Here is a 19,167-nt window from a genome sequence, read left to right as displayed (position 1 = left end):
CGTCGATAGGCCATAGGTGGAAGGGCGGCAACGTCCGTAGCCGAGTGGTACTAATTGCCCGTTGGCTTGCGCAAACGCCGTCCCGCGGGAGACCGCGGGAGGCGACGAACCTTTTTTTCCAAGTACATCGTTTCCTTGTAGTCTACCTTATCCAAGTGCGACCGATACGGCCGCCCTGTCCCATTATTATGTCATGTTCCGGCCACGCCAGCATTTGCTGCAGGGTAGCGGACATTAAAGTATATAAGTTTTTAGGTGGCCATGGCGACGGGGCCCACCCCTTACCATTCCGAACAGGGAAGTTAAGCCCGTCTGCGCCGATGGTACTGCTACACCAAGTGGGAGAGTAGGCCGCCGCCTTTTTTTGAAAGCACCTGCCATGTATATGGCAGGTGCTTTTTTTTTGCACCGGATCCAAATAGGGCAGGCGTATGGGGCGATGGAGAGCTCAAAGTCGGGAGACTTTGCAAAGCGGTGATTTTTTTTGCCCGAACTTTTTACATTGAACCATTGTTACATTGAATCCATTGGTTCTTTTTCAAACCGGCCCATCTTCAAATCATCAAATTGCCTAATTGTTTCATCGATCCATTGTTCAATTGGTACATTGATTCATTGGTAAATTGGTTCATTGGTACATTTCCAAATCGGCCCGTCATCAAATTGACTAATTGTTACATTGGACAATTACTACATTTCCAGATCCACCTTTCCTCAAACCTTCAAACTGCCAAATTGCTTCTACCTACCGTATTACGTGATGGCCTAGATATTAGATGTTGGATACTAGATTGGACTGGCCTTGAACTTTGAAATAAAAACGCCGTCCATTTTCTAGATCCTACATTGTTCCATTATAACTTGGAATCATTGGTACATTTCCAAATCGGCCCATTTTCATATCGTCAAACCATCAGATCATCACATTGCCATATTACCGAATTGGTACATTGATCCATTGAACAATTGCTACGTTGATCCATCCTCAAATCGTCAGATCACCTCATTACCAAATTGATACATTGGTATATTAAATTATCGCTACATTGGAATATCCAACACCTTCCAAAAATAGTTTCAACAATATCTTTTGAGTAACCCATTTTTTAATATCTTGTCTCCTTTAAAATAATCAATACAATGAAAAATAGTTTTGCATATCTAATGAGCCTAGTATTCTGCCTAGGAATTTTAAATACAATTAAAGGTCAGTCCGGGGGCGACCAAATGAAAGAGGGTTGGATTTCCCTTTTCAATGGTAAAAATTTGGATGGATGGAAAGTGGGGGAGAATGCCCAAACCTTTTCCATTGAGGACGGGGCTATTAAAGTAGAAGGGCCAAAGGCGCATTTATTTTATGTTGGTGATGTTGAAAACCATGATTTTAATAATTTTGAATTTAAGGCATCCGTGATGACCAAACCAGGATCCAATTCCGGTATTTATATCCATACGCGCTACCAAGAGGCGAGTTGGCCAGTATATGGTTACGAGGTGCAGGTTAATAATTCCCAAGGGGATTGGAAGCGTACCGGTAGCCTTTATGATATAGTGAATGTTATTGAAACCTATGTTGGTGACGATGAATGGTATACAGAGTATATTAAGGTGGAGGGCAAGAGAATAATTATTAAGATAAATGATATTGTGGTAGTGGATTATACCGAACCTGAAAATCCTAAACGTGATGCTGGGGATCGTCAGCATAGGGTACTAAAGGGAGGTACCTTTGCACTGCAAGGCCATGACCCGAAAAGTATTGTTTATTACAAGGATATTATGGTGAAACCTTTGCCTTAATTAGGGTAAGCTTTGAATGCCAACCGCTTGCCAAAAACCTTAAACAAAATTATTCGCTATTTTTTTAATGGGGATTTCTTTTCCACCTAATAATCTTCCTTTAAAGGGATCATGACTAATTGTTGTGTTTATGCAATAATTGGGATAATTTGGACAGACGTTCTCTTTGATTGTTCGTTTAAATTATTGGAAATTATATAGTAAAAATAATGGTGATATTATTCTTTCATTTTCTTTGCTTGTCCAAAGAAAACGAAACAAAAGAAAAGACCCTTCTTCACTAGGTGGTCCCTAAAATCCTTGGATTTTAAGGACCGATGCCATGGCCTAAATTATTTCCAAGGCTTCAATAATTCTTTACGGCCATGACATCTCCACTACGGAAGAAGAAGAACCCAACATCGGGCCATGCAGGCAATTTTCAAAAGGAATATAATAACGGCCAAAGGTTGACGGAACCAAGGAACGGCCTATTTTCAATTTCGTCTTAAATCAAGTGGTTTCCACATTGGGCTATGGAAGCCGTCCAAAGAGCATTTCACCCAAGTGAAAGCGGTCTGGACGGTGCGGCCGTGGAAAGTGCTTAGATTTAAAGAAATTTAAAATCAGCCTAGCGTTTTTTGGTTCGTTTTTTGGGCGATGCAAAAAATGAACAGAACACGAATTTGGGATATAAAATTCTATCTTTTATCTATTCACACACAACTTTTGATACTGATCCCTTTAAAGGCTGGCAAGGTAATGGTAGATTGACTGTTATTTTGGTAAAACTGTGATCGTGGTACGGAACAAGTGTCGTGCCAATGCTATTGGGCAAGGGATAGGCTGATAAGCAAGGTAGCTATAAATAGGTGTATTAAATTATCTGAGGCCTTTGACCTGAGAAAGGCATAGGCCCTCTTCATTTGGGTCTTAACGGTATTGATAGAGATGCCTTGAGCCTCAGCTATTTCTGCATAACTTTGTCCGTTGATAATGGCAGAAATAAATATCCTTCTTCTGCTTTCCGGAAGCTGACCCAGCAATGCTTCAATTTTTCCGTTGGGGCCGGAGGGTTCCAAAACTTCTGGGTCTTCGTATGTTGGAGCGTTTAATTTTTCAAGTAGCGATTTTTCTTTTTTATCTTTTTCCAGTGAAAGCAAACTCAAATTCTTTACTGCCCCAATAGCATAGGATTTAAAAGATGTGGTAATGGCAACAGATGATCTTCGGTGCCAGTAAGAGATAAAAAAATCTTGAACAATATCCTTGGCAGCATCCCTATCCTTTACAATTCCGAAGGCAATCAAGCACAACATGGGGAAATGTTCCTTAAAGATTTCCTCCATATTCTGGGTGCTATTTTTACTGTTCTTGGTCATGGTTTTTTATGGCTTACCTACTAAATAACGCTTGGATAATTGCGCTATTGGTTAAATATCGCATTCAATTATACTAATTTAATTTCATTTGACATAAATATTTATCAAATTCTAAAATAATTATAATTTATTGTCACCCTAAAAACGTAAAAGGACAACTTATTGTAAAAGAACCATAAATAAGCCTTATGCAAAAGTTGAAATCTGTTTTGGTACGAATTGAACAATCAGGGCAATTGGAGGTTGGGGTACTTCAAGATCTTACCCAAGATGAGAGGGAGATAGTGCATGCACTTTTTCAAGAAAATTTGGTATCGGAAGCATTGGTGTTCCTGGAAAGGATGGATACTGAATTGGAATGGCAGGAATTTATGGAAAAGGTTCAGGCTTCCAAAAAACAAAAGTTCCCTCTTTTGCGACCATTATTAAGGTATGCGGCAATTTTTGCTGGAATTTTAGCAGTGGGGTATGTATTTTTTAGACAAAATAATATACCCAAACAAAATCCCATTTCAGAAACGTCCATAAAGCTCAAAATGGGTAACGATAATGTGAAGGTGATCCAGGAGGGGAGCAATCAACAGATAGTTTCTACTTCTGGGGAAGTGTTAGGGGTACAAAAGGGCAATAGGATAAGTTATAAGGTTGATTCTGAAATTGGGGAACTAGTGTATAATGAATTGGAGATCCCGTTTGGGAAAATATTTGAATTAGAGCTTTCCGATGGCACTTTGGTGCATCTGAATTCCGGAACACAAATAAAATATCCGGTAAGGTTTCCAAAAACCGGGAAAAGGGAGATATTCATAAAGGGGGAAGCCTATTTTAGGGTATCCAAGGACAAGGAAAATCCCTTTGTTGTACATTCCGATGAAGTAGCCGTAGAAGTGTTGGGGACAGCGTTTAATTTTTCCTCCTACGGGGAGGATGATGAAATCAAGACCGTATTGGTCGAGGGATCCGTTAGTATGATAAATTCTTTAAGACCGGAAGATAATTTGGTGCTGGTTCCGGGAACAAAGGGCGCTTGGAACAGAATATCCCACAAGACGCATGAAGAGAAGGTAGATACAAGTCTCTATACGGGATGGATCAGTGGGGAACTGGTTTTTAGGAATGTCAGTTTTAAGGATATGTCAAAAAAACTGGAACGCCGATATAATGTGATTATTGAAAACAACAATGCCCTTCTAGGCGCGAAAATTTTGAACGCTCGGTTTAATGTCGATATAGAGAGTATAGAGGACGTAATGAAATCTATAGGGGAGGTATATACCTTTAAATATACCATTAAAGGCAATAGAATAACAATAGACTAATATGAACCATTTAAACCCAATGAGTATGCCATGACTTTTTGAATGAAGAACAGAAAGTTCAAAAAAAATCGGAAAATGCTTGAGACCATTTCCCGATTTAAGAACTAATTATTAAACGACCTTTTCAAAATCATTTAATCTAACCAAAATTATGAAAAATAAATTTATGGGGACCTTGCTTTATAGGCTTTTCCCAAAATTCGACTTGAAGATGAAACTGACTACCTTTTTACTTATAGTTTCGTTGTTTGAGATTCAGGCCAATTCCTATGCCCAGGGCACCAAATTAACCTTAGAATTCGATAATGTTCCAGTGGAACGGGTTTTTAGTGAAATTGAAGCAATTTCGGAGTTTCGGTTTTTATATGAGAGTGCACAGATAGATCTTGATCGAAGAGTAAGCTTGAACCTTAAAAAAAGAAAAATTTCGGAGGTGTTGGATTTGCTTTTTGCCAACACCAATACCAGTTATAAAACTGTGGATAGGCAGATAATACTCACCAAAAAAACAAATACCATAATACTGCCAAAGGTAGAGGATGCTGAGCCTACAAGGGAAGTGGGCCCGGTACAGTTTCAAGTGTCAGGAGTAATCACAGACGCTGATGGTGCTCCCTTACCTGGGGCCAATATCGTGGAAAAAGGTACTTCCAATGGTGTTACGGCCGATTTTGATGGCAATTTTTCTATTGAAGTGTCCAATGAAAATGTGACCCTTGTTGTTTCGTACATTGGATATGCAACCAAGGAGATTCCTATCAACGGACAAACAAATCTTTCTGTTAGCCTGGAGGAGGATGCGGCAGGATTGGACGAGGTTGTGGTTGTTGGTTATGGAACGGTTAGGAAGAAAGATCTAACAGGTTCGGTTTCTTCAGTAAAGGGCGTGGATCTAGAGAAAACACCCTCCAATACCTTCGTACAGGCTTTACAAGGTAAGGCCTCAGGGGTAGATATCAGGGCAGCTTCAAATGCTCCTGGAGGAGGGATCCGAATTAGGGTAAGGGGTACTAACTCTATCAATGCCTCTAGTCAGCCGCTTTATGTTGTAGACGGCTTTCCAATAGATAATGGAAACACTACTCCGGAAGCGGGTGGTAATAGAGCCTCTCCCAGTGATCCGTTGACAAGTATCAGCACAAGTGAAATTGCCTCGATCGAAGTATTGAAAGATGCTTCGGCTACCGCCATATATGGGGCAAGAGGGGCAAATGGTGTGGTAATAGTAACAACCAAAAGAGGAAGTATTGGCAAAGCTAAAATTGATTTCGAATATTCTACCGGTCTAAGTACGGTAAGAAAAAAATTGGATTTGGCGAACGCAGAGGAATTGGCCATTTTAACCAATGAATGGGCCGTCAACAATAATCAGCCACTTATTTACGATGGTATAAACAAACCATTACCTGAGGAACTTGGGGAAGGTACTGATTGGCAAGATCAGATATTTAGAACTGCAATTACCAATAACTATAATCTTACTGTATCCGGTGGTCGGGAAGGCACTCGATATCTGGTTTCAGGAAATTATATGGATCAAGATGGTATAATCATCGAATCCAATTTTAAAAGGGCAGGCTTAAAATTTAATCTCGATCAAAATTTAGGTGAAAGATTAAAATTCGGCATGAATACCAATGTTACCAGAACCATTAACGATGCGGTGGATTCGGACGGTGGCGGGTACCAAAATGATACACCGCTCTGGAATGCCCTAGCCACTACACCGGTAATTCCAGTAACAGATAGTGAGGGGAATTATGTTCATAATCATGATGAAACAGTAAAGGTACTGGAGAACCCGGTTTCCATTGCCAAAACCCGAACGGACATTACATATAATACACGTATACTTAGCAATGCTTTTTTGCAATATGAGTTTTTCAATGGTTTTTCTTTTAAAGCCAATTTTGGTGCCGATCTAATTAATTCCAAAAGGAATGCCTATACTCCCACCACGGCGGAAACCCAGGCATTGCCCAATAATGGTATAGCTTCTATAGGTAATGTTCAGAGAACGAATTTGTTAGCGGAATATACCTTTAATTACAACAAGAGCTTTGGGGATATGCATCGGTTGGATGCCGTTATTGGATATACTTTTCAAAATAATAAGCTGGAAAGCGTGTTTTCACGAACGGACGACTTTTTTACGGATTTAGTGGAGTTTAATAACTTAGAGCTTGGCTCCGATCCCCGCCCCTCAAAAAGTGGGGCAACGGAAACAGCCTTGCTGTCCTACTTGGGAAGGATCAATTATGTGTTCAATGAAAAGTATATCGCAACAGCTTCAATTCGTAGGGATGGATCTTCGAAATTCGGAAACGGTAAAAAATGGGGGGTTTTTCCTTCTGGAGCGCTAGCTTGGCGATTGATAGAGGAAGACTTTATCAAAGACCTCAATGTGTTTAGTGCATTAAAGCTAAGGGGGAGTTATGGTCTAACCGGTAACGAATCCATTGGTGCCTATAATTCCTTGGCCTTGTACGCAGCAACCGCGCAGCCCATTATTGGAGGTGTTCCTGTTGTGGGACTTGCTCCCAATAGAATCAACAATCCTGACTTAAAATGGGAACGTACCAAACAGACGGACCTGGGTCTTGAAATGGGATTCCTTGATGGAAGTCTGAATTTGGAAGCAGGATATTATGTAAAAACCACGGAAGACCTTTTGTTAAGTGTAGCCATTCCTACACAGTCTGGATATGCCACAAGCGTACAAAATATTGGGAAAGTGGAGAACAAAGGAATTGAGTTTGATCTTGGGTACAACCATAATTTTGGAAAACTGACTTGGAGTTCCAATTTCAACATTTCCTTTAACCGAAATAAACTTTTGGAACTTCCCGAAGGTACTGAAGAATTGATTACTGGAATAGGGAGGGGGGAGACAGCCTATGGGTATTCCATTGCTCAAGTTGGTAAGCCATTGGGCCAGTTTTTTGGCTATCGTTTTGAGGGTATCTGGGAATCTGAAGAAGAAATTATAGCGGCTGGCAATACTGTTGGTGGCGTTAACAGGGTAGGACAGCCAAAATATAAGGACCTGAACGGTGATGGATTCAAACTCAATTTGGACGACAGGGAAGTTGTTGGCGATCCCAATCCAGATTTTATATATGGGTTTACCAATACATTTTCATATAAAAATATTGATCTCTCCATTTTCATTAATGGAAGCCAAGGGAACGATTTGGCCAATATGAACACTATAGGCCTATACTCCCAACCCCAAAAACACAATGTGCTTCAAAAGGCATTTGATGAAAGATGGACAGGGCCCGGAACGAGTAATACCATTGAGGCGCCCCTTACCAATGCAGGGGAGTGGAAGAATTTTAGCGATAGAAATGTAGAGGATGGTTCATATCTACGAGTTAAAACTATTAATCTTTCATACAACCTACCAATAGATGAACTTGGTTTGGATTGGTGCCGCAGTGCACAACTCTTTATCGCTGCCGACAACCTGGTCACCATAACCAATTATTCCGGTTTTGATCCGGAAGTTGATATGTACGCCACCGACAATCTTAGCTTCGGTGTTGATAATGGGGCATATCCGTCGGCCAAGACTTTTAGATTAGGTGTAAAATTAGGGTTTTAATTAAAAGGGAAAAACAACATGAAAAATTTAAAATATCTGGTTACTTCACTGATGTCGGTCGCAATATTCATGACATCTTGTGAAAGTTATTTGGAAGAGAATCCAGCAGGAAATATAAGTATTGCCAATTTTTATTCTTCGGAGGACGATGCCATTGCCGGGCTGTATGGGGTATATAATTCTGTATATAGTTTATATGGCAATACTGCTATTAATTACGGAGAGGTAAATGCAGACAATGCAACCGTATCACCTAATGTATCTGATTTGTTCGAATGGGATGAATTTACTTATAATAATGGTACCACCGAAGGCTTTTGGAGTTCTGCATACGATGGCATCAATTTGGCCAATGAGGTAGCGTTTTATACAGCGGAAATAGATTTTGATGCGGATAAGAAAGCGGATATTGTCTCTGAAGCAAAAGCGCTTCGAGCTTTATTCTATTGGCATTTGGTACGTGCCATGGGCGGGGTTCCCATATATGAAACCCCTACAGTTGGTTTTGATCAAGTAAATTTACCAAGAGCTAGTGCTGATGAGGTCTATGAGTTAATTTTGAGGGATTTGAACGAGGCTGCCCTAGAGTTGCCAACTACCAGTGAAGCCGGGAGGTTTAATGCATATATAGCAGATGCTTTACTGGCACGTATTTATCTTTATATAGGTGATTATCCGAATGCTTATGCCCATGCAAAAAAAGTAATCGATTCAGAAAAATATAATCTTTTTCCCGATTATGCAAACGCTTTTAAAACGGAGTACAACAATGGCGTGGAACATGTGTATCAAATTCAATATCTAAGTGGTGAGAGAAATAACTCAATTCCGGGATCTTTTGGCCCCAGGGCATTACCTGGACCTTATGGGAATTCTTTTTGGGCCAATACGGTAGTGGGAGGCTCAATTGCACCGAGTGCGGAATTCAATGCTGAAAACCCGATATCATATCGTCGATCGGTAACTATATCCGATAGCTATGAACATATAGACGGGGTTACAGGTACAATAACCATGGAGGAGGCCTATGGGCCAGGGGTTTATCCTTACTATGTGAGCAAATTTGATGATCGGGCCAACGAGCTGCAGTCCGGGGTTAATTTCAATGTTATCAGGTATGCGGATATTCTTTTAATTGCCGCCGAAGCTTTAAATGAAGTTGATCCCAGTGATAATCAAAAATATATTTGGATCAACAAAGTACGGGAAAGGGCTCGGAATGGGATAGCGACCGACCTTCCCGATTTGGAAGGGTTGTCCCAAGATGATTTCAGATCTGCTGTTTTGGAAGAAAGGAGGTTTGAGTTGGCATTTGAAGGTCAAAGAGCATGGGATTTAAAAAGAAGGGGGCAGTTCTTGACGGTTATGAGAGCACAGGGGAAGCATGTTGAGGATTATATGTTGCTCTTCCCAATTCCGGACAATCAAATTAGGTTGAATCCTAGTTTAACCCAGAATCCGGACTGGTAGAACGGCTGTTGTAGTTGAGTACATTAATTATGAAAATGGGACTAGGTGCTGACAAACTTAAAACGAGGGGTTGCAATCTTGGTCTTTATTTTATAAGAGTTCATTCTGTATTATTATATATCTTGATTTAAAGATAACTGTTGTAAAATGAAATTAATTAAAATCTGGGTTTTGGCCACACTCCTTTTAGTAAGCTGTTCAGAAGGTCAAAAAAAGGAAAAACCCGCTCCGCCCGAAAAGGAAAGCCCCAACATCATCCTGCTCATGGCCGATGACCAAGGCTGGGGGGATATGGCATATAACGGCCATCCCCACCTAAAAACCCCCAATTTGGACGCCATGGCCGCCAATGGGGCCGTTTTTGAACGGTTTTATTCGGCCTCTGCGGTCTGTTCCCCGACCAGAGGGAGCGTAATGACGGGAAGACACCCACTGCGCTATGGAATTTGCCATGCCAATTGTGGCCATATAAAACCCGAGGAAATTACCTTGGGGGAAATGGTCAAGGATCTGGGCTATACCACGGGCCATTTTGGTAAATGGCATTTGGGTACCCTGACCCGTGATATAGTTGATGCCAATAGAGGAGGACGGGAGAAGTTCGATGGCGATTATGCACCACCATGGGAGCATGGTTTTGATGTGAGTTTCGTAACGGAATCCAAAGTACCTACATGGAATCCTATGGTAACTCCACCCCGATCATCCGGTGATGTTAATGGGGATTTAAAGGAAGGGGAACCCTTTAATACCGCTTACTGGACCGGACCGGGAGAAATGGCCAAAGAAAATTTGGAAGGGGACGATTCCAGGGTTATTATGGATAGGGCCATTCCATTTATAGAAAATGCCGTAAAAAACAACACCCCGTTTTTAAGTATAATTTGGTTCCATACGCCCCATTTGCCGGTTTTGGCGGGGCAGGAAGACAGAGCTCCCTATGCCGACCTTTCCGAAGATCAGCAGCATTATTATGGAGTGATAACCGCTTTGGACAGGCAAGTAGGACGTTTACGCGATAAACTTCGGGAATTGGGCATTGCCAAAAATACCGTACTCTTTTATACCAGTGATAATGGTCCCGAGGGAAAATCGGTAATGGGTAGGACCCAAGGTGTTACCAACGGACTTACAGGTAGAAAAAGAAGCCTGCACGAGGGAGGCATCCGGGTGCCGGGCATCATGGAATGGGAAGGGAAAATCGACCCGGGAACAAAGGTGGACATCCCCTGCTTTACCTCCGATTATTTTCCGACGATCGCCAATATCCTGGGGGTAGATCTTACGAAAAATAAAAGGCCCTATGACGGAGTGGATATATTGCCCATTGTAAAAGGGGAAATCAAGCGAAGGAAAGAACCTTTGGCTTTTGATTTTAATGAACAGGCCGCCCTGATAGATAATGGGTACAAGATTTATAGTGATGACGGCGGACAACATTTTGCCCTTTATAATATCCGGAATGATATAGGCGAAAATAGGGATCTGGCCAATGAGCAGCCCGAAAAGTTAAACGAAATGGTAGCCTACTGGAATCAATGGAAGGTTTCTCAGGAAAAAAGTGCTTCGGGCAGTGATTACTGATTATTTTAGCGATTAATGTCTAGTCAACGTTTAAATTGCTCTTGGGTTTGGGCTTGACGGGGTACTTTGGCCAATAGGTGACTGTGCCATCATATATAATTGAGATTGAATTACATACTAAAATTAACCTATATGAGATTACTATATTGCATATCCTTACTTAGTATTTTTCTTCTCGGATCCTGTAAACCATCGGGTTCTGAAAAGTCCGCCGAGGTTGCGGACAAACCCAATATTGTTTTTCTCTTCGCGGATGACCAGACCTTTGAAAGTATCGCTGCCCTTGGTTTTGAAGGGGTGCATACCCCCAACCTGGACCGCTTGGTAAATGGAGGAACCTCCTTTACCCACGCCTACAATATGGGGGGCTGGAACGGCGCCATCTGTGTAGCATCACGGGCCATGATCATTTCCGGCTCCTATATTTGGAACGCACAGAAAAAAAGTGACCTATGGGCCAAGGGAGACTCCACCGCAATGGAACAGACGTGGAGCCGATTGCTGCAAAAGCAAGGTTATGATACCTATATGACCGGAAAATGGCATGTGAAGGCCCCGGCCGCCACTGTTTTTAACGATGCACGGCACATTCGTCCCGGAATGCCCGGAGATCGGGGGAACGAATTGGGCGCCGCCATCAAAAAATGGAAAGAGGAATCAGGGAACATGAAGGACTGGAACGACTATATGCCATTGGGCTATGGCAGGCCAACGGGTCCGGACGACACCGAATGGTCGCCTACGGATACCCTTCAGGGCGGTTTTTGGGAAGGAGGGAAACATTGGAGCGAAGTGGTGCGTGACGATGCTCTTGCCTTTTTGGATTCGGCCACAAAAAAAGATGATCCCTTTTTTATGTACCTGGCCTTTAACGCAACCCATGATCCGCGGCAGGCGCCCCAACGGTTTTTGGATATGTATCCGCTGGAAAATATCAAGGTTCCCGAAAATTTCTTGCCGGAATATCCGTATAAGGACGATATGGGCAATCCCCCCGGTCTTAGGGACGAGGCCCTGGCCCCTTTTCCAAGAACCGAATATGCGGTGAAGGTACACCGCCGGGAATATTATGCCCTGTTGAGCCATATGGACGAGCAGATAGGGATTATTTTGGATTCTTTGGAGGCTTCGGGAAAAATGGACAATACCTATATCTTTTTCGGGGCGGACCATGGCCTTTCCGTAGGCCACCACGGCCTGATCGGAAAACAGAGCATGTTCGACCATAGCGTTCGTATCCCCATGATGGTGGTTGGACCTGGCATCCCCAAGGGAAAACGTTTGGACCAGGATGTGTACCTACAGGATATCATGGCCACTTCCTTGGATCTGGCAGGTGTTGAGAAACCGGATTATGTGGAGTTCAAAAGCTTTATGGATATTATAAAAGGAGAAAGGCAGCAAAGCCATTACAACGGGGTTTACGGGGCCTATATAGATGTACAGCGGATGATCCGAAAGGATGGCTTCAAACTCATTATCTATCCAAAAATAGACAAGCTGCTCCTGTTCGATATGGAAAAGGATCCCAACGAGATGAACGATCTGGCGGATAGTCCGGAGTACAGGGAGAAGGTCAGAACCCTTTTTGCCGATCTATTGGAACTTCAAAAAACAATGGGGGACAAGTTGGATCTTAACGATCTTTATAAAAAAATGTTCGAATAAAAGGATGTTACCATTTAAGTTGATACCACGTATACTTTGTACCGGCGCCCTTGTTTTTTTATTTGGTTGTGGAGGAACAGTAAAAACAAAATCTACCGAGGATCAAGGACCTCCTAACATATTGTTCATTTTGGTCGACGATCTGGGCAAGGAATGGATTAGCAACTATGGGGCAGAAGATATAGAAACCCCAAATATAGATGCATTGGCCAAGTCTGGCCTCAAATTCAATAACGTATATTCCATGCCGCAGTGTACTCCAACAAGAGTTACATTGCTTACTGGTCAATACCCGTTTAGGCATGGTTGGGTCAACCATTGGGATGTGCCGCGTTGGGGTGGGGGTGCCCATTTTGATGAAACAGAGAACCCTACCCTGGTAAATGAAATGAAAAGGGCTGGTTACAAAACCTGTATAGCCGGTAAATGGCAGATTGATGATTTTCGGGTAGAACCGGATGCGTTGGAGAAAGTTGGATTTGATGAATATTGTATGTGGACAGGTTATGAAGCGGGCATCGAGGCGAGCTCTGAAAGATACTGGGATCCCTATGTTTTTACCAAAGAGGGCAGCAAGACTTATCCCGGCGCTTTTGGTCCGGATATTTTTCGGGATTTTATAATCGACTTTCTACAAGAAAACAAGGAAGGTCCCATGTTCGTATATTATCCCATGGTATTGACCCATACGCCCTTGGTAAATACCCCGGACGAATCTGCAGATGATAATTTGGGCAAGCACAAGGCTATGGTCCGCTATACCGATAAGATTGTTGGGCAACTGGTTAATGCCCTTAAGCAAAATGGTCTGTTGGAAAACACTATGATTGTCTTTACTACGGATAACGGTACTGCACAATCCATTACCGGTACTTACAAAGGGGAACAAGTAAAAGGGGGTAAATCCAAAACCTTGGAGACTGGAATATGTGAGCCATTTATTGTAAGTTGGCCCGGACGTATAAAAGCAGATCAAGAATCTAATGCACTTATCGATTTCACGGATATCCTGCCCACCTTTCTGGATATTGCCGGAGTAGCCACAAAAAGTAAATGGACCCCTGCGAATGCATTACAAGATATTGATGGAAAATCCTTTAAGAATGTTTTGCTGCAGGGAGATGGAGCATCCGAAAGAAAATGGATATTGGGAATGGGTGGTGGAAACAATGCCCGACTTACGGAAAATGGAGTTGAAAATCAATTTAAATTCAGGGATAGGGTACTTCGGGACCAACAGTTTAAATTATATATAGATTCCAAGGGTAAACCAGAAGGGTTCTTTGATTTGATCAATGACCCCTTTGAACGTCATAATATAATGGACAGTATTAATTCTGTCGAAAGTAAAAATAGTTATAACAATCTTTTGGAGGTGGTCAATTCTTTTCCAAAGGAGGATAGTGATCCTAAATACAAAAATAATCCACCTCAGGATTGGGATGTGGAAATTACGGCCGAGAGCGGTAAATGGAAAATGTGATGCCCCCAATCTGTCAGTACCTATAAATGGAATGTTACCAAGTATTGGGGTTATTTGATTAGTTGTATACTTTGGCCAATTGCTCTTGCGAGGTTTTTGAGTAATATATTTATCGTGGAATATTGAGAGATGTACAATTGTTAGGGTACAATTTCTTCCATTATGATTATTTTAGAACTTAGTTCCATTCGGTCCACTCCCTTAACTTCCAATAAGATCTGATAGTATTTTGGAAGACTTCCAAATTTTTCTATCATAGCGGATTCTAGCTCTTTAAGAAGTTTTGGTGAGGTAAAATATTTTAAACTCTGCGAAGCAGCCGTATCCCATATTCCACCAAATAAATAAATGTTGTTATTGTTAGGACCTGGTACTTTGGTGATAAAACCATAATCCGTATGGTGTCCATTGGGGTCGCCGTACGGGCGGTAAACTGTTTCTCTTCCTACTTGATCGCCACGGTAAACAATACTGTGGCCTTGAGTGTTGTAAAAAAGCTTTGGGCCGTGTAAATAATCCCTAAATAGGCCGAAAGTTTTCATCATTCCAATTACCATAAAATTGTTGTCCGGGAGTTCTTTCGGATTAAAGCGTACCATATTTCGAATTGTAAAATCACTGTGGTTATGGGAAAAAATTTCACTAAGATCTTTGATCCACAAAGCGCTATTGTAAATAAGTAGGCTGTAGCTCAACGGCTCGTAGGTTAAACTGGATTCGGATTGCTGTAATGTAAATTTTTCGTAGTCCTCCATAGAATTGATGAAAGGATCCCTAATAATTTTTTGAGTACCTGTTTTGGTATTATCCTCTTGGTATATAAAAAGGTCTCCCAGTAACACCATTAATGGCTTTTGGTCCATAAATAGATCCTTCCATAGACCATTCTCGTTGATAGGGTTGATGTTGTGCTTCCTAGGATACAGGAAAATATTATATGCCAGGGATATGGTAAAAAGTAATAAAAGGGTTAAGGTTGTACCCTTGGACCAAGAATAGGATTTCTTTGGTGTCACCATTTTTTTTTCTACAAATCTGACTTCGTAGCTCCCTTTGGGGATTTGAACAATTATCTTGTCTTCTTTGCCTTCTTTGGAGTAGTACTTGGACAGTTTTTTGCGGAGGTTATAGATGTAAACCCTTACCAAGGTACTCTGGGATGGGTCAAAATTGGGTTTTCCAAGAATTTCCGAAGCTATAGTGGTTTCCTTGGGAATGTCTTCTTCCAGGGTGCTGGCTACCAAAAAGAGCAGTAGGTTGGCATAGGTATTGGATTGCCCAAACGATTTGCTGCTTATGATTTTTGCAATTATTTTGTTATATGCTTTGTTATTTTCCATTGATTATCGCCAATATTTAAAGATAATCAATAATTATTAACAGTTAATAAAACAGTTTATTAACCCATTAACGGTTAAAAAGGTTGTATATATTTGTTTTGAGCGAGAATTTAATGATGAATTTGGCTTTGGACGCAACTATTGAAGTGTATCGGTAATTATAAAGTTTAGACTTTTTTGTGCCGGCATGTAAGTGCATTTTGGCACTTAGTTTCTTAAAAACTTAGATTTTATGATGGCTGTTGTCCTAAAGTGAATAAAAGATCAGGAACCAACAAATATTTTCATGAAGCATTGTACTGTTTACTTATTAATCAATTTGGCATTGGTTCTCAGTGGCTGTGGATGGAGTGCTCCGGAGGAAGTGGAATTGGCTCTTGCGCAGACACCCGATATTATTGATTTCAACTATCATGTGAAGCCTATACTTTCGGATAAATGTTTTGCATGCCATGGCCCGGATACGGATAACCAAAAATCTGATCTAAGGTTGGATATTGCCGAAAGCGCTTTGTCTGCCCATGGGGAATCCAACACCGTGGCTATTGTTCCTGGGAGACCTGCATCCAGTGATCTTATTAAACGTATACTTTCTGATAATCCATCAGAACAAATGCCCCCTCCGGAGTCTAATTTGTCCTTGACAACAAAAGAAATTGCCATTTTGGCCAAATGGATCGAGCAGGGAGCGGAATATAAGCCTCATTGGTCTTTCATAAAGCCAAATAAGCCGGAATTGCCATTGATAAAGGGTTCCAACTGGGTAAATAATGAACTGGATTATTTTATCCTGGATAGGCTGAAAAAGGAAAAGCTGAATCCGTCCGAACGGGCATCAAAGGAAACCTTAATTCGGAGACTAAGTTTTGATTTAATTGGGCTTCCTCCAAGCTTGGAGCAAATTGAAAGTTTTGCAAAGGATACCTCAGAAAATGCCTATGAAAATATGGTGGATAGGCTATTGCAGAGTCCTGCTTATGGAGAGCGAATGGCGGCCGATTGGATGGACGTGGCGCGTTATGCGGAGAGTGATGGCTATCTAGATGATAAGCATAGGGATTTTAGTGCATACCGAGATTGGGTGATCAAGGCCTTTAACGAAAATATGTCCTACAAAGAATTTTCTAGTCTTCAATTGGCGGGAGATCTTATACCGGAACCGACGAAGGAAAGCATTTTGGCAACGGCATTTAATAGATTGCATAAAAGGAATTCTGAAGCTGGAATTATTTTTGAAGAGTATCGTGTTGAATATGTTGCGGATCGCGTGCTCAGTGTGGGCAAGGCTTTTATGGGCCTTAGTATGGAATGCGCAAGATGTCATGATCATAAGTACGACCCCATAAGTCAGAAAAATTACTATGAGATGTCCGCTTTTTTTAATAGCACCAACGAATTTGGTTCCGCTGTTTACGGTCCAGGTCAAGTTCCCGGACCTTCACTTCTTTTAACCGATAAGGAAGCGGATAAGGTGTTGGCTTATATTGATGGCGATATTAATAGTGCGGAGAATAAACTTAGGTTGCCAAATATGACGGAACCTGAGGGGTTCGAAAAGTGGGCGGGGAATCCGTCCGCAATAAGAAAGTCCATTGAAAATAATTATTCCAAAAGTCTTACGGCCTATTATCCTTTTGATTCTTTTGTGGAAAAAGGAAATAAAAAGTATGTCAGTCCAAATAGGGTACTTGGTTCTGGTCCTGCGGTTATCAATGAACCAAATATTAAAAAAGCTTCCAGGAACAATGGTATATTCTTGAATGATTATACATCTATTAGCTTGCCGGAGAAGGTAGGATGGTTTGACCAGACCGATCCCTTTTCTATTTCCTTGAGTGTGTATCCGGATACCCTATACGACGACGCTGCCTTATTTTACCATTGTGAAGATTTGCGATTGGGGCTAAAAGGGTACTCTATGTTCTTGGAAAACAACCGCCCAAAGTTTATAATGGCTTTTTCTTGGCCAACAAATGCCATCCAGATTAAGGCCAAAGAGGAAATTCCTGTAAAGGAATGGACAGATATTGCAGTGACCTACGATGGACTGGGGAAAGCAAACGGACTTCATATGTATCTCAATGGCAAAGAAATACCGGTAGAGGTAGAAATAGACCATCTTTATAAGTCCATATTGTTTAAGCCGGATTTGCATACCTATGGGTTCAATGGTTTCGGAATGGGAATCAGGAATCATATGAAGACCTTTATAAATGGAGGTATCGATGAGCTTAAAATTCATAATTCTGAACTTTCTGTATTGGAAGTAAGTTATGGTTATGATTCCAATACCCTATCAGAAATTATTAATAATAGTTCCAGCACCAGAAATTGGTCCCTTTTAAAATCTCATTATTCCTTGAGGGAGAATAATGGACTTGAGAAGGTAAAGGAAAATATTCGCGAGCTAAACAGGAAGAAAAATAAGGTGATCGATACTATTCCGGAAATTATGGTCATGGGAGATTTGCCTGAACCGCGCCCTACTTATGTTTTGGATAGAGGGGTTTACGATTCCCATGGGACGGAGGTGTACCCGGATGTGCCCGAAGTTGTACTTCCTTTTAGCGATAGTCTGCCAAAGAATAGACTGGGCCTTGTTAAATGGTTGTTTGATGAAAATAATCCCCTAACTGCCCGGGTCTATGTGAATAGATTGTGGCAGATGCATTTTGGGACGGGATTGGTGTCGTCATCTGATGATTTTGGAAATCAGGGCAATTTGCCGTCGCATCCAAAATTGTTGGATTGGTTGGCGGTTAAATTCATTGAATCTGGATGGGATATAAAAGCTATGAACAAATTAATTGTAATGTCCGCTACCTATCAGCAAAGCTCGGTATTAACACCCGAACTATTGGAAAGGGATAAAGAAAATGCATTGTTGGCACGGGGGCCAAGTTTTCGAATGTCTGCTGAAATGGTGCGGGACAATGCCTTGGCCATTAGTGGCCTTTTATCCCCCAAGATCGGTGGTCCAAGTGTTTATCCGTATCAACCGGACGGACTTTGGGACGAAATAAGCAATAAACCATGGCGCTATAAATATCTACAGCAACCAGGGGAGGGGCTATATAGAAGGAGCTTGTATACCATATGGAAAAGAACATCGGGTCCGCCATCCATGTTGATTTTTGATGTTGGCGAAAGAGGGGTCTGTACTGTAAAGCGGAGGCAGACAAGTACCCCGTTACAGGCATTGGTTCTTCTTAATGATCCCCAGTATTTGGAAGCTTCTAGGGTGGTGGCAGAAAATTTAATTGAAAATTATAGTGGGGATGTAGATGCCCAATTGCAAAAAGCATTTGTTATGTGTACCGGCAGAAATCCCAATGAAAATGAACTAGGGGTTTTAAGTAAATTCCATAAGGAGGAATTGGAGCGTTTTTCCAAAGCCAAGGAAGATGCTATAGGCTATACCAATATAGGAAGCTCTGAAGTAGGGGCAGGTATAGACCCGGTGAAGTTGGCCGCATTGGCCACGGTAGTAAACGGGGTGATGAATACATATGAAGGTTATACGATTAGATAGATA

10 protein-coding genes and 1 rRNA gene are annotated in these 19,167 nt (G+C 41.5%); 9 read left to right on the top strand and 2 right to left on the bottom strand.

The genetic code is table 11. The features are described 5' to 3' along the window. Window positions 1–251: 251 nt before the first annotated feature. Window positions 252–363: ribosomal RNA gene (gene rrf, locus D0S24_RS20405) — 5S ribosomal RNA — on the top strand. Window positions 364–1,140: 777 nt separating this feature from the next. Continuing rightward, window positions 1,141–1,800 (top strand): DUF1080 domain-containing protein, encoded by a 660-nt coding sequence (locus tag D0S24_RS20400; protein WP_117021688.1) that lies wholly within the window; start codon window positions 1,141–1,143, stop codon window positions 1,798–1,800. A gap of 806 nt (window positions 1,801–2,606) precedes the next feature. Here the strand turns inward: D0S24_RS20400 and D0S24_RS20395 are convergent. Next, window positions 2,607–3,161: a sigma-70 family RNA polymerase sigma factor gene (locus D0S24_RS20395; RefSeq protein ID WP_117021687.1), complete on the bottom strand. Its 555-nt coding sequence runs from the start codon at window positions 3,159–3,161 to the stop codon at window positions 2,607–2,609. Between the two features lie 188 nt (window positions 3,162–3,349). Between D0S24_RS20395 and D0S24_RS20390 the strand changes: the two genes are divergently transcribed. From D0S24_RS20390 to D0S24_RS20365, 6 genes are all read left to right on the top strand, one after another. Beyond that, the gene (locus D0S24_RS20390) at window positions 3,350–4,480 is read left to right on the top strand and encodes a FecR family protein (RefSeq protein ID WP_117021686.1); all 1,131 of its coding nucleotides are present in this window, start codon (window positions 3,350–3,352) and stop codon (window positions 4,478–4,480) included. Between the two features lie 151 nt (window positions 4,481–4,631). After that, window positions 4,632–8,087 carry a TonB-dependent receptor gene (locus D0S24_RS20385; RefSeq protein WP_117021685.1) on the top strand — a complete coding sequence of 1,152 codons (3,456 nt, stop codon included), beginning with the start codon at window positions 4,632–4,634 and terminating at the stop codon, window positions 8,085–8,087. A gap of 18 nt (window positions 8,088–8,105) precedes the next feature. Beyond that, entirely contained in the window at window positions 8,106–9,557 is a 1,452-nt protein-coding gene (locus D0S24_RS20380) for a RagB/SusD family nutrient uptake outer membrane protein (protein ID WP_117021684.1), read from the top strand. A gap of 147 nt (window positions 9,558–9,704) precedes the next feature. Further along, the gene (locus D0S24_RS20375; RefSeq protein WP_117021683.1) at window positions 9,705–11,141 is read left to right on the top strand and encodes a sulfatase; all 1,437 of its coding nucleotides are present in this window, start codon (window positions 9,705–9,707) and stop codon (window positions 11,139–11,141) included. Window positions 11,142–11,273: 132 nt separating this feature from the next. After that, a complete protein-coding gene (locus D0S24_RS20370; protein WP_117021682.1) occupies window positions 11,274–12,809 on the top strand; it encodes a sulfatase-like hydrolase/transferase in 1,536 nt (511 codons plus the stop codon). Window positions 12,810–12,813: 4 nt separating this feature from the next. Further along, complete coding sequence (locus D0S24_RS20365) at window positions 12,814–14,292, top strand: sulfatase-like hydrolase/transferase (protein WP_117021681.1); 1,479 nt, start codon at window positions 12,814–12,816, stop codon at window positions 14,290–14,292. Window positions 14,293–14,432: 140 nt separating this feature from the next. Here the strand turns inward: D0S24_RS20365 and D0S24_RS20360 are convergent, their stop codons facing one another. Next, entirely contained in the window at window positions 14,433–15,632 is a 1,200-nt protein-coding gene (locus D0S24_RS20360; protein WP_117021680.1) for a hypothetical protein, read from the bottom strand. A 286-nt stretch (window positions 15,633–15,918) separates the two neighbouring features. Between D0S24_RS20360 and D0S24_RS20355 the strand changes: the two genes are divergently transcribed. Continuing rightward, window positions 15,919–19,164, top strand: coding sequence for a DUF1553 domain-containing protein (locus tag D0S24_RS20355; RefSeq protein ID WP_117021679.1), 3,246 nt, complete (start codon window positions 15,919–15,921; stop codon window positions 19,162–19,164). Window positions 19,165–19,167: the final 3 nt, after the last annotated feature.

The sequence above is a fragment of the Arenibacter sp. P308M17 genome (genome assembly GCF_003426735.1).
GTDB lineage: Bacteria > Bacteroidota > Bacteroidia > Flavobacteriales > Flavobacteriaceae > Arenibacter.
Note: the sequence above shows the minus strand (reverse complement) of the source record. Positions and strands in the feature narration are given on the sequence as shown.

Coding starts and splice junctions, on each gene's coding strand:
- D0S24_RS20400 (WP_117021688.1), top strand. CDS start 1,141: ATGAAAAATAGTTTTGCATATCTAATGAGCCTAGTATTCTGCCTAGGA.
- D0S24_RS20395 (WP_117021687.1), bottom strand. CDS start 3,161: ATGACCAAGAACAGTAAAAATAGCACCCAGAATATGGAGGAAATCTTT.
- D0S24_RS20390 (WP_117021686.1), top strand. CDS start 3,350: ATGCAAAAGTTGAAATCTGTTTTGGTACGAATTGAACAATCAGGGCAA.
- D0S24_RS20385 (WP_117021685.1), top strand. CDS start 4,632: ATGAAAAATAAATTTATGGGGACCTTGCTTTATAGGCTTTTCCCAAAA.
- D0S24_RS20380 (WP_117021684.1), top strand. CDS start 8,106: ATGAAAAATTTAAAATATCTGGTTACTTCACTGATGTCGGTCGCAATA.
- D0S24_RS20375 (WP_117021683.1), top strand. CDS start 9,705: ATGAAATTAATTAAAATCTGGGTTTTGGCCACACTCCTTTTAGTAAGC.
- D0S24_RS20370 (WP_117021682.1), top strand. CDS start 11,274: ATGAGATTACTATATTGCATATCCTTACTTAGTATTTTTCTTCTCGGA.
- D0S24_RS20365 (WP_117021681.1), top strand. CDS start 12,814: ATGTTACCATTTAAGTTGATACCACGTATACTTTGTACCGGCGCCCTT.
- D0S24_RS20360 (WP_117021680.1), bottom strand. CDS start 15,632: ATGGAAAATAACAAAGCATATAACAAAATAATTGCAAAAATCATAAGC.
- D0S24_RS20355 (WP_117021679.1), top strand. CDS start 15,919: ATGAAGCATTGTACTGTTTACTTATTAATCAATTTGGCATTGGTTCTC.